General features: G+C 70.5%; 10 protein-coding genes. 5 read left to right on the top strand and 5 right to left on the bottom strand.

What is annotated here, in order from left to right; genetic code table 11:
- Together E1265_RS25410 and E1265_RS25405 are read right to left on the bottom strand one after the other, a co-directional pair.
- A partial coding sequence (locus E1265_RS25410; protein ID WP_132933336.1) for an APC family permease occupies nucleotides 1-943 on the bottom strand: 943 nt, incomplete at its 3' end.
- A 149-nt stretch (nucleotides 944-1,092) separates the two neighbouring features.
- On the bottom strand, nucleotides 1,093-2,433 hold the full coding sequence (locus tag E1265_RS25405) for a UDP-glucose/GDP-mannose dehydrogenase family protein (protein ID WP_132933334.1): 1,341 nt from the start codon (nucleotides 2,431-2,433) through the stop codon (nucleotides 1,093-1,095).
- A 134-nt stretch (nucleotides 2,434-2,567) separates the two neighbouring features.
- Here E1265_RS25405 and E1265_RS25400 point away from each other — a divergent pair, with 134 nt between their 5' ends.
- The 3 genes from E1265_RS25400 to E1265_RS25385 all read left to right on the top strand — a co-directional run bounded on the left by E1265_RS25400 (nucleotide 2,568) and on the right by E1265_RS25385 (nucleotide 5,331).
- Entirely contained in the window at nucleotides 2,568-3,728 is a 1,161-nt protein-coding gene (locus E1265_RS25400) for an acyl-CoA dehydrogenase family protein (RefSeq protein ID WP_132933333.1), read from the top strand.
- Between the two features lie 885 nt (nucleotides 3,729-4,613).
- On the top strand, nucleotides 4,614-4,883 hold the full coding sequence (locus tag E1265_RS25390; protein WP_132933332.1) for a type II toxin-antitoxin system prevent-host-death family antitoxin: 270 nt from the start codon (nucleotides 4,614-4,616) through the stop codon (nucleotides 4,881-4,883).
- Nucleotides 4,873-5,331, top strand: a complete 459-nt coding sequence (locus E1265_RS25385) for a type II toxin-antitoxin system VapC family toxin (protein ID WP_132933331.1) — start codon at nucleotides 4,873-4,875, stop codon at nucleotides 5,329-5,331. The genes E1265_RS25390 and E1265_RS25385 overlap by 11 nt, the downstream gene beginning before the upstream one ends.
- 392 nt (nucleotides 5,332-5,723) lie before the next feature.
- On the opposite strand, the gene E1265_RS25380 is transcribed toward E1265_RS25385, so the two are convergent.
- From E1265_RS25380 to E1265_RS25370, 3 genes are all read right to left on the bottom strand, one after another.
- Nucleotides 5,724-7,976, bottom strand: coding sequence for an MMPL family transporter (locus E1265_RS25380; protein WP_132933330.1), 2,253 nt, complete (start codon nucleotides 7,974-7,976; stop codon nucleotides 5,724-5,726).
- Nucleotides 7,977-8,209: 233 nt separating this feature from the next.
- Complete coding sequence (locus tag E1265_RS25375; protein ID WP_132933329.1) at nucleotides 8,210-8,830, bottom strand: TetR/AcrR family transcriptional regulator; 621 nt, start codon at nucleotides 8,828-8,830, stop codon at nucleotides 8,210-8,212.
- A gap of 210 nt (nucleotides 8,831-9,040) precedes the next feature.
- Nucleotides 9,041-9,799, bottom strand: a complete 759-nt coding sequence (locus tag E1265_RS25370) for a TetR/AcrR family transcriptional regulator (protein ID WP_132933328.1) — start codon at nucleotides 9,797-9,799, stop codon at nucleotides 9,041-9,043.
- A 104-nt stretch (nucleotides 9,800-9,903) separates the two neighbouring features.
- Between E1265_RS25370 and E1265_RS25365 the strand changes: the two genes are divergently transcribed.
- Nucleotides 9,904-10,881 (top strand): ATP-binding cassette domain-containing protein, encoded by a 978-nt coding sequence (locus E1265_RS25365; protein ID WP_132933327.1) that lies wholly within the window; start codon nucleotides 9,904-9,906, stop codon nucleotides 10,879-10,881.
- Entirely contained in the window at nucleotides 10,878-11,672 is a 795-nt protein-coding gene (locus E1265_RS25360) for an ABC transporter permease (RefSeq protein ID WP_207931201.1), read from the top strand. The genes E1265_RS25365 and E1265_RS25360 overlap by 4 nt, the downstream gene beginning before the upstream one ends.
- Nucleotides 11,673-11,727 lie beyond the last annotated feature (55 nt).

Here is an 11,727-nt window from a genome sequence, read left to right as displayed (position 1 = left end):
GGCTGAAGGGGGCGGGGAGGCACCGTTCCCTGGCCATGCCGTAGAGCAGCCGGCTGGCCATCAGCATGTTGATGAGCGCCGAGTTGGAGACCGCGAACATCGTGATCCAGGCGAACAGGTCGATCGGGAATCCCGGCGCGCCGGCCTCCACCACCCGCAGCAGCGGCGTTTCTCCCTCGCCCAACTCGGCCGGTTCCACGAGGGCGACACTGGCGATGGCGACCAACACATAGATCACACCGGTCACACACAGGCCGATCAGCATCATGCGCGGAAAGGCCCGAACCGGATCCTTCGTCTCCTCCGCCATGTTCACCGAATCCTCAAATCCGACCATCGCGAAAAAGGCGAGCGCGGTGGCGGCGGTGACGGCACCGAAGGCCGTTTCACCACCGGTCGTGTCGAACTCGGTGACGCGGGAGAATTCACCCTTTCCCTGCAGCACCGCCCACGCCCCGACACCGATCACGATGAGGAGTCCGGAGAGTTCGACGGCGGTGAGCGCCACGTTGGCCTTCACGCTCTCGCCGACGCCGCGCAGGTTCACCAGGCTGATGGTCGCCATGAAGGCGAGCGCGATGACCATGGCGATCCGCCCGGTGTCGCCGTCCACGTCCAGCGCGGACAGCAGGTTGGCGGCGAAGGCCTTGGAGGCCGAGGAGGCCGAGGTCAGGCCGGAACACATCACCGCGAAGGTCACCAGGAAGGTGAGGAAGTGGATGCCGAAGGCGCGGTGTGAGTAGGCGGCCGCGCCGCCCGCGCGTGGGTATTTGGTGACGAGTTCGAGGTAGCTGGTGGCCGTCAGCAAAGCCACCGTGAAGGCGCAGAGGAACGGCAGCCACACGGCGCCGCCGACCTCCGCCGCGACCCGACCGGTCAGCGCGTAGACGCCGGTGCCGAGAATGTCGCCCACGATAAAGAGCAGGAGCAACCCCGGCCCCATGACTCGCTTGAGTTCCGTGCCGCCTTCCGCCTCCGGCGGTTTCGCACTGATCGGTTTCGTCCCCGTGATCTCTGGCATGCGGGGACGATAGCGTCAACGCACCGTCAATTGGCCGGTGTTGAGGAACTATTGAGGAAAGCGGCGGGGATTCAGGCCGTGGGTCGGCCGAGGGCCCGGTAGGTCCAGCCGGATTTGCGCCACAGTGCCGGGTCGAGCGCGTTACGCCCGTCGAGGATCTGCCGCTCGGCGACGATCTCGCCGAGCGCCGCCGGGTCGAGCTCGCGGAACTCGCGCCACTCGGTGAGGTGCAGCACGGCGTGTGCGTCGCGCATCGCCTCGGCGGCGGACCCGGCGTAGCGCAGGGTGGGGAAGATCTGCCGCGCGTTCTCCATGCCCTTGGGGTCGTAGACGGTGATCTCCGCGCCCTGGAGGTGGAGCTGACCCGCGATGTTGAGCGCCGGGGAGTCCCGCACGTCGTCCGAGTCGGGCTTGAAGGCGGCGCCGAGCACGGCGACCCGCTTGCCGAGCAGCGAGCCGCCCAGGGTCTCCCTGGTCAGCTCGACCATGGCGGCGCGGCGGCGCATGTTGATGGAGTCGATCTCGCGGAGGAACGACAGCGCCTCGGCGGCGCCGAGCTCGCCGGCGCGGGCCATGAAGGCGCGGATGTCCTTGGGCAGGCAGCCGCCGCCGAAGCCGATGCCGGCGCGCAGGAACTTGCGGCCGATGCGGTCGTCGTGGCCGAGGGCCTCGGCCAGCGTGACCACGTCGCCATCGGCGGCCTCGCAGATCTCGGCCATGGCGTTGATGAAGGAGATCTTGGTGGAGAGGAAGGCGTTGGCCGCCGTCTTGACCAACTCGGCGGTCGGCAGGTCGGCGACGATGAAGGGGGTGCCGGCGGCCAGCGGGGTGGCGTAGACCTCGCGCAGCAGCGTCTCGGCGCGCTCGCTCGTGACGCCTACCACGATCCGGTCGGGGCGCAGGGTGTCCTCGACGGCGAAGCCCTCGCGCAGGAACTCCGGGTTCCACGCCAGTTCGGCGGCCTCGCCCGCCGGAGCGAGCTCGGCGAGCCTGCTGGCCAGCCGGGCGGCGCTGCCGACCGGCACGGTGGACTTGCCGACGACCAGGGCCGGGCGGCTGAGGTGCGGGGCGAGGGCGTCGACGGCCGCGTCGACGTAGCTCATGTCGCAGGCGTACTCGCCTGGCTTCTGCGGGGTGTTGACGCAGACGAAGTGGACGTCGCCGAAGGCGGCGACCTCGGCGGGCGAGTCGGTGAAGGAGAGCCGGCCGGTGGAGCCCGGCAGCCCGGCGACGTGCCGGCGCAGCAACTCGTCGAGGCCCGGCTCGTAGATGGGGGTCTCGCCGCGCTTGAGCCGATCGATCTTCTCCGGGAGCACGTCGAGGCCGAGCACCTCGAAGCCGAGCTCGGCCATAGCCGCCGCATGGGTGGCGCCGAGGTATCCGAGGCCGATGACCGTGATCTTCGGAGGCATGCCATCGAGCATAGCCCCCGGCGGTGACGGCCGGTTGTCGGGAAGCCCACCTGTCGGCGGCGGCCGTGGCGGCCTACGATGCATGTTACTTAACGGTCATTAGCATGCCGCTCGTCGCGAGGGAGTTGGATCACGTGGCAGGAGACGCGGATTTCGATCTGTACCGCCCGGCAGAGGAGCACGAGATGCTCCGGGAGTCGGTCCGGGCGCTGGCCGAGGCGAAGATCGCCCCGCACGCGGCCGAGGTGGACGAGGAGGCCCGCTTCCCGCAGGAGGCCCTGGACGCGCTGGTGGGCAGCGACCTGCACGCCGTGCACGTGCCCGAGGAGTTCGGCGGTGCCGGCGCCGACGCGCTGGCGACGGTGATCGTGATCGAGGAGGTGGCGCGGGTGTGCGCCTCGTCCTCGCTGATCCCGGCGGTCAACAAGCTGGGCTCGCTGCCGCTGATGCTGGCGGCGTCCAGTGAGCTCAAGGCGCGCTATCTGACGCCGCTGGCCAGGGGCGATGCGATGTTCTCCTACTGCCTCTCGGAGCCCGACGCCGGCTCGGACGCGGGCGGGATGAAGACCAGGGCGGTGCGGGACGGTGACCACTATGTGCTGAACGGCGTCAAGCGCTGGATCACCAACGCGGGTGTCTCCGACTACTACACGGTGATGGCCGTGACCGACCCGGAGAAGCGGACCAGGGGCGGGATCTCGGCGTTCGTGGTGGAGAAGGGCGACGCGGGCGTGTCGTTCGGCGCGCCGGAGAAGAAGCTGGGCATCAAGGGCTCGCCGACCCGCGAGGTCTACCTGGACAACGTGCGGATCCCGGCCGACCGGATGATCGGCGCCGAGGGCACCGGCTTCGCCACGGCGATGCGCACCCTGGACCACACCAGGATCACCATCGCGGCGCAGGCGCTCGGCATCGCGCAGGGGGCGCTGGACTACGCCAAGGGGTACGTCCGGGAGCGCAGGCAGTTCGGCAAGCCGGTCGGGGACTTCCAGGGCGTGCAGTTCATGCTGGCCGACATGGCGATGAAGCTGGAGGCGGCCCGCCAGCTCACCTACGCGGCTGCGGCCAGGTCGCAGCGCGAGGACACGGACCTGACGTTCTTCGGGGCGGCGGCCAAGTGCTACGCCTCGGACGCGGCGATGGAGATCACCACGGACGCGGTCCAACTGCTCGGCGGCTACGGCTACACCCGGGACTACCCGGTGGAGCGGATGATGCGGGACGCGAAAATCACCCAAATTTATGAAGGCACGAACCAGATCCAGCGGGTCGTGATGGCGAGGAACCTGCCCTAGCAGGTTCTTCCCAGGCCAGACCCCGTTCATGGGCCCCAGACGCCCCCACGGCACTTGCGTCTATTGGCGCCTGCTACCCGGGGGTCCGCGCCTGTCGCGCTGAGGAAATCCTGGGCAACCCGAGGCCACCAACCGGCCCGTGACCTGGGCAGACGCAAGGACCTCCGGCGCCGCGCCGGGGGTCCTCCGCATGCGACTCGGGCGACTTCGCTGCGCGATTCTCCGGGGTCGTCCGCCCCCGGGCTGAGCATCGTGGCGATCGCCTGGCGCCCGCGCTCCTCGGCGCCCCCGAAGATGTAGTGGCAGCTCCCGGAGCACGTCCGTACTGCTGTGGCCCATCCAGTCGGCCACGTCGTTCTCAGGTACCCCCGCACAGAGCGGACGCGACCCGTAGTAGTGACGCACGGCGTGCGGCTTGAAGTACTCCACCCCGGCCTTCTTCAGGGCGACCGTCCAGACCTGCCGGTAGAAGGAGGAGGCGTACAGGTAGCCCGTCCGCGTGGCGCGCGGCCCTGACTGCGGTTGGCGGTGACGTGGTGGTTTCGGTTGCTTGTGGCTGGGTGGGCATGGCTGGGGTCCAACGCGTGGGTCGGGTTCTCCAGGTTCCTCGGGGTGAGGCGGGCGGCCGCGTGCATGAGTTGGTGTCGACCGCCACGTAAACGATCGGCTGGCACGAGGCGGCTCGCCTGACAGCCGCGCGTTCACTGCCCAGACAATCCTCGCCCGTGCGGGGACGCCGGGTGGATGGTCCGCAGGCAGGTGCGAGAAGCGGGACAGAGGTACCGGAGGAGCGCCCGTTCGAGGGTGGTGCGCTCCCCATTCACAGCAGCGGATCCGAGAGGCTCAGGGTAGCACCAGGTAGCACAGCACCACTATTATCGCTCCATGGCCGCACAACCCGAGATCACCCAGCGTGATCTACGCACGAAGTCCAAAGAGATCATGGACGCCGTCCAGGGCGGCCAGTCCTTCACCGTCACCCGAGACGGACATCGCATCGGCGAGCTGATCCCCCTGCGGCGACGTCGACGCTTCGTCCCACGCGGCGAATTCGCGGCCATGTCCCGCACGGCTCCGGACGTCTCCCTGGACGCCTTCCGCACCGACCAGGGCACCACGGCCGACCAGGATCTGGACGACCCCTATGCCCGTTGAGCACCAGCAGGGCCTCATCGACACCAACATCATGATCCTGCGCAGGTGGGTGAACCCCGAGGAACTGCCAGCCGAGATGGCCATCAGCGCCATCACCCTGGCCGAACTCTCCGCAGGCCCCCACCAGGTCCGAAGCAGCACGGAGCAGGACCACTACGAGGAACACGCCGAGCGCGCCCGGCGCACGGACATCCTCCAGCGCGCCGAGAACGAGTTCGACCCGATCCCCTTCGACGCGGACGCGGCCCGCATCTACGGCAGAGTCTGCGCGGCAGTCATCGGCGCCGGCCGCACACCGCGGCGCAGGGTGGCCGACCTGCTGATCGCCGCGACCGCCATCGCCGAAGAACTCCCCCTCTTCACCACCAACCCCGACGACTTCAGGGGCCTGGACAACCTGCTCACCGTCGTCCCCGTCACCCGCCCCTCGACACCCCACGACGCCTGACCAGGATCGGCGTCCAAGCGGACAGAGGTCGCACCAACCGACCACCAACTCCGGCTCGGCGAATCACTCGAGATCGAGCGAGACAGACGGCGCGCCCGAGGCGGCGGGACGCTGGAGAAAAAGAACGGCCCCTGCCCGCGGTCACGCAGGTCAGGGGCCGTTTCTTCGCGGTGGCGGCGCCAGGGTTCGAACTTGGGCGGCCGAGCCAGCAGATGTACAGTCTCCGCCGGCACAGGCCTTTGACCATGTACTTCTCGGCTCTCGGCACCCACTACCCCGCAGTTGCAGCACAGGCACCGGCGGAGGCGCGAGGGGCCGAGGGCCGTCAGGCGGCCGCTGACCGCGAGCAACAGAACCATCGCATGTGAGGTGTTCCTTCTGACGGGCCGGTGTCAGACAGCGCTGGGCTCGGACTCGGACTGGTCCCGACGTGCCTCGTCGGGACCGGTGCTGTCACCCCCGCCGTCGAGTGCCTGGTGGAGCCGCTCGCCCTCGATGTCCACGTTGGGTAGGGCGCGGTCCAGCCAGCGCGGCAGCCACCACGCCGCGCGGTCGAGGAGGGCCAGGACGGCAGGGACGATGGCCATGCGGACGACGAAGGCGTCGAAGAGGACGGCGATGGCCAGGCCGAAGCCGATCGTCTTGATGATCGGTTCGGGGGTGCCGACGAAGCCGGCGAAGACGCTGATCATGATGACCGCGGCGGCGGCGACGACTCGGGCGCTGTAGCGGAAACCGGTGACGATGGCCTGCCGGGGGGCCTCGCCGTGGACGTGGGCTTCCCGCATCCGGCTGACGAGGAAGACCTCGTAGTCCATGGCCAGGCCGAAGACGATCCCGACCAGGAGGATCGGCATCATGCTCATGACCGGGCCGGTCTCCTCAAGCCCGACGAGCTCGGCGGCCCAGCCCCACTGGAAGACCGCGACCACCGCGCCGAGTGAGGCCACCACGGAGAGCAGGAACCCCAGGGCAGCCTTCAGGGGGACGAGGACGGAGCGGAAGACGACCATCAGCAGGAGGAACGCCAGGCCCACCACCAGGAACAGGTACGGCATCAGCGCGTCGCCCACCTGCTGCGACATGTCGATGTTCACCGCGGTGGTGCCGGTGACCAGGACCTCGTCGCCGGTCGCGTCGCGGATGGCGTTGACCAGGTCCTCGGTGTCGGCGCTTGAGGGCTTGGAGTCGGGGATCACGGTGAGGACGGCGGTGTCGCCGGCCTCGTTGAAGGTGGCCGGGGTGACCGCGGCAACGTCGTCCAGGCCGGAGACGGTCGCGCCCACCTCCTCGGCCACCTGCTGCGGGTCGGCGCTGCCGCGCGCGTCGACGACCACGGTCAGCGGCCCGTTGAAGCCGGGGCCGAAGCCTTCGGCAAGCAGGTCGTACGCCTGGCGTTGGGTGGAGCTGGACGGCTTGGAGCCGTCGTCGGGCAGGCCAAGCTGCATGTCCAGGGCCGGGATGGCGATCGCGCCGAGGCCGAGTACGCAGGCCAGCAGCACCGTCACCGGACGGCGCAGCACGAACCGGGCCCAGCGCACGCCCAGCGCACGGCCCTCGCCCCGGTCGTCGCCGGCGGCGGCGTTGGCCGCCTCGAAGGCGGTGACCCCGCGGCCGCGGCGTTCCTCGCGGTCCTTGCGCGAGAGAACCCGGTCGCCGGCGAAGCCAAGCATCGCCGGGATGAGAGTGAGGGCGACCAGGACGGCGAGGGCGACTGCGCCGGAGGCGGCCAGGCCCATCTCGGTCAACAGCGGAATGTTCACCACGGCGAGGCCGGCCAGGGCGATCACCACGGTGAGGCCGGCGAAGACCACCGCCGAGCCGGCCGTTCCGGCGGCGCGTCCGACGGCCTCCTCGGGGGCGCGGCCCTCGGCGCGTTCGGCCCGGTAGCGAGTGACGATGAACAGCGCGTAATCGATACCGACCGCCAGGCCCAGCATCAGCGCCAGGGTGAGCGTGGTGCTGCTCAGCTCGAGCGGGCCGGTCAGCGCGGTGATCGAGGCCAGGCTGATGCCGACGCCGACGATCGCGGTCAGCAGCGGCAGGCCCGCGGCGACCAGCGAGCCGAAGGTGACGAGCAGGACGACCGCGGCGATGGCGACGCCAATGATCTCGGTCACACTGAAGCCCGGCTGCTCGTCCATGGCGTTGCCACCGACCTCGACGATCAGGCCGGCCTCCTCGCCGACCTCGGCGGCGTGTTCCAGCGCCGCGCGGTCCGCGCTCCCCATCTCCGCGGACTCCACCGTGTAGTTGACCACGGCGTACGCGACCGAGCCGTCCTGGCTGACCGCGCCGGCCACGTAGGGATCGGCTATGGAGGCGACGTTGACCGAGCCGGAGCTCACCTCGGACAGAACCCGTTCGACGGTGCCCCGGTCGGCGGCGTCGGAGACGTCACCGTCCGGAGCCTGGAAGACCACCCGCGCGGTGGCGCCGTTGGCCGTCGAGCCCGGGAAACGCTCCTCCAGCAGATCGAACGCCTTCTGCGATTCCGTGCCGGGCATGGTGAACGAGTTGGAGGCGGTGGCGGAGGACGAGAGCGCGGCGCCGCCGACGGCGGCGAGCACTGCCAGCCACAGCAGGAGGACCGCGCCTCGCCGCCGGAAGGAGAAGCAGCCAACTTTATAGAGAAATATCGCCATGATGGTGACGCGCTTTCTGGATAGGTGGTGTGCGTGGTGTTCGTTTTCGGGCGCACGGTGCCGTCCGGCCGGCCACCGGGCACGGCAGGTGACGAGAGGGCACGGAGCTCATCCGCTGCCGCGCGCGGCGACGCGGACGGAGCGGGGAAGGAGGCCGAAGGGAAGGGGACTTCAGCCCGGCGGTGGTCTTCCTCCCTCCCTGGATGAGGGAGTTGGGCTGGACTCCGGACGGCTCAGCCGGTCGCGGCTGCCTGGCGTGAGGTCAGGGCGGGCAGGAGTACGGCGTCGATGACGTTCCCCAGCAGGGCGGGGGTGGCCGCACGGTCTTGGAAGAACCTCTCGGTGAGCAAGGGGCCGAAGAAGACGTGCTCGATCAGCCCGATCGCCGGGTTCCCGGCGTCGATCTCTCCTCTCTCGACGGCCCGTCGCGCGATCGCCCGCAGCTCCGCCACGATGGGGTCGAGGACCAGCTCGCGCAGGGCGGCCATCGCCTCCTCGTCCGCCAGGATGGAGTGGTAGATCGAGAACAGCGATTCCGTGGCCGGGTCGTTCTCACGCCCTTGGCCCGCGAGCGCGAGGAGATCGCCGCGGAGGGTGCCCGTGTCGATCCCCGACGGCAGGTAGCCGCGTTCCGCCATGTGCATCGTGAGCGCCGTGACGGCGAGCTTCCCCTTGCTGCCCCACTGCCGGTAGAGCGTGGCGGTACTGGACTTGGTGCGCCTGGCCACATCCGCCATCGTCACCCGGTCGTAGCCGACTTCAACGACCAGCTGCAGCGTGGCCTCCAGCAGCTCCCGCTCACGCTCGGGCGTGAGACGGCCGCGACGGGAGGACCCCTCGGTCTGGTCCGGCATGGTGCTCCAAGGGTGGTACTGCGTGCTGACGGTATGACCGTATCCATCCAGTCCATCGAAAATCAAGTTTTCGAAGATTCGGTTTTCGGAAACAGGGTTTTCCCAGCCGTGCCGCTACGGGGGCCGCCCGGAGCTGGACGCTCTCGCGGGCTCTGGGGGCTCTGCTCAAGGCCCAGTGCGTTCGCCGCGTCGATGCCGCCGCCTTCGCCGTCACGCGGCCCGGCGGGTGCGCATCAGGGCGTCGACGCCGTCCAGGATGAAGTCCACGGCGTAGACGAAGTCCTCCTCGGGGCCCCGCTTGTCGTCCTGGGTGATGGCCGCCACCACCCGGGCGAGGGTCGGGTAGCGGCCGGAGGCGGCGGCCCGGCCGAGCAGCCGGCGGTAGACCTCGTCCCAGTCCGCGTAGTCCACGCCCGTGCGCGGGGTCGCCCGGCTCATCGTCAACTGCTGGCGCACCTCGGTGAGCACATGGCCGCTGAGAATGGTCAGCACGCCCATCATGTCGTCCGCGGTGAGCGGGGTGTCCGCCATGGTGGCCAGCGCCGCCTCCATCCAGGCGAGGTTGTTGGGGCCCATCGGCGGCGCCCCGATGGGCACGTCGAGCATCCAGGGGCTGGCCAGCAGCACCCGCCGCGTGTCCCGCGCGTAGGCGGTGAGGCCGCCCCGCCAGTCGTCCGGCCAGTCGCTGGTGTCGGGTCGCCCTGAGGCCGCGTCGAACATCAGATCGAGCAGGTCGTCCTTGCTCGGCACATAGGTGTAGAGCGACATCGTCGTCACCCCGAGCCGCTCCGCCACCCGACGCATCGAGACGGCGCCGAGCCCCTCTGCGTCGGCGATCTCCACGGCCGCCGTGACGACCCGGTCCACGCTCAGCGCGCCGCGCGGCCCCCGGCTGCCCGGCGACTGGGTGCGCCACAGCAGCTCCATCAGGTACTCCGGGTCGCGCCCCCCGCGTCGCTCGGCAGCCATCCCTCTCCCTGTCGTCCCCGTCGTTGGTTGACACGATCCTAGAACCTTGTACGGTGTACAGCGAAACTCTACGGTGTACAAGGTTTAGGGATGGGGGAGCGACAGTGGCCGACCACGCCATAGCGGCCGAGGGGCTGCGCAAGCGCTACGGGGGGAGCTCGGGCCACCAGGCCCTCGACGGCCTCGACCTGACCGTGCCGACCGGCATGGTCTACGGACTGCTCGGGCCCAACGGCGCCGGCAAGACGACGACCGTCCGAGCGCTGGCCACACTGCTGCGGTACGACGCCGGCCGGGCCACCGTCGGCGGACACGACGTCGCGCGGCGGCCGGAGCGGGTGCGCGAGCTCATCGCCCTGACCGGGCAGTACGCGGCGGTCGACGAGCTGCTCAGCGGCCGGCAGAACCTGGTGATGTTCGGCCGGCTCCTGAAGCTCGGCCCGCGCGCCGCGCGCCGCCGCGCCGACGAGCTGCTCGAACGCTTCGGCCTGACCGAGGCGGCTGGCCACAACGCGGGGCAGTACTCGGGCGGCATGCGCCGGCGCCTCGACCTGGCGGCCAGCCTGGTCCGCATGCCAGAGGTGCTGTTCCTCGACGAACCGACCACCGGGCTCGACCCGCGCAGCCGCAACCAGGTGTGGGACGCCGTCCGCTCGCTGGTCGCGTCCGGCGCCACCGTGCTCCTCACCACCCAGTACCTGGAGGAGGCCGACCAGTTGGCCGAGCGGATCGCGGTGATCGACGCCGGGCGGGTGGTGGCCGAGGGCACCCCCGACGCGCTCAAGGGGCTGATCGGCGGCGACCGGGTGGAGGTCGTCGCCCGGCGCCCGGACCAGCTGGAAACGGTGGCGGCGCTCGTGGCGAGGGTCGGCGAGGGGCAGCCGCCCGAGATCGACCGGGACACCCGGCGGGTCAGCGTCGCCGTCCGCGACCGGGTGACCGCGCTGACCGGCGTGGTCCGCGCGCTGCACGACGCCGGCATCCAGGTCGAGGACATCGGGACCAGGCGCCCCACCCTGGACGAGGCGTTCCTGCACCTCACCGTCGAGCGCGGCGCGACTCGGGCGGGGGTGCCGGCATGAGCAGGCCGAGCGCGGCCGTCGCCGACGGCTGGATCATGACCCGCCGGAACATGGCCCATCTGGCGCGGAGCCCGGAGGAGTTGGTCCTCTACTTCGCGCTGCCGATCATGTTCGTGCTGGTCTTCGGCTACGTCTTCGGCAGCGGTATGACCGTGCCGGGCGGCGGTGACTACCGGGAGTTCCTGATCCCCGGCGTGTTCGCCATGACCATGCTCTACGGGATGGGGGCCACCGGCTCCGCGGTCGCCGTCGACGCCGGGCGCGGCGTCGTGGACCGCTTCCGCTCGATGCCGGTGGCGCGGACGGCGCTGCTCACCGGGCGCGCGGGGGCCGACCTGCTGCGGGCGCTGCTGGAGATGACAGTGCTCGTGCTCTGCGGCCTGCTGGTGGGCTGGGAGTGGCACCGCGGCCTCGGGCGGGCGCTGCTCGCGGTGGCGCTGGTGCTCGCGCTGCGGGTGGCGATCACCTGGATCGGGATCTACCTGGGGCTTCGCCTGCGGAACCCCGACACGGTGGGCGCGATCGTCTTCCCGCTGGCGTTCCCGCTGACCGCGCTCTCCAACGTCTTCACGGCCCCGGAGCTGATGCCCGGCTGGCTCGGCGCCATCGCGGAGTGGAACCCCCTGTCGGCGACGGTCAACGCGATCCGCGAGCTCTTCGGCAACCCGGGCGTGGGCGGGGAGTCGTGGGCCGCCGACCACGCGCTGGCGCTGGCGATCGCCTGGCCCGCGCTGCTGACCGCGGTGTTCGCGACGCTGGCGATCCGCGCGTACCAGCGACTCGGGGACTGAAGGGACAGGGCCCCGCCGGCGAGGGGGAAGGCGCGGCGGGGCCCTGTCGTACGGG

It is taken from the genome of Streptomyces sp. 8K308 (genome assembly GCF_004348315.1).
Lineage (GTDB): Bacteria > Actinomycetota > Actinomycetes > Streptomycetales > Streptomycetaceae > Streptomyces.
Note: the sequence above shows the minus strand (reverse complement) of the source record. Positions and strands in the feature narration are given on the sequence as shown.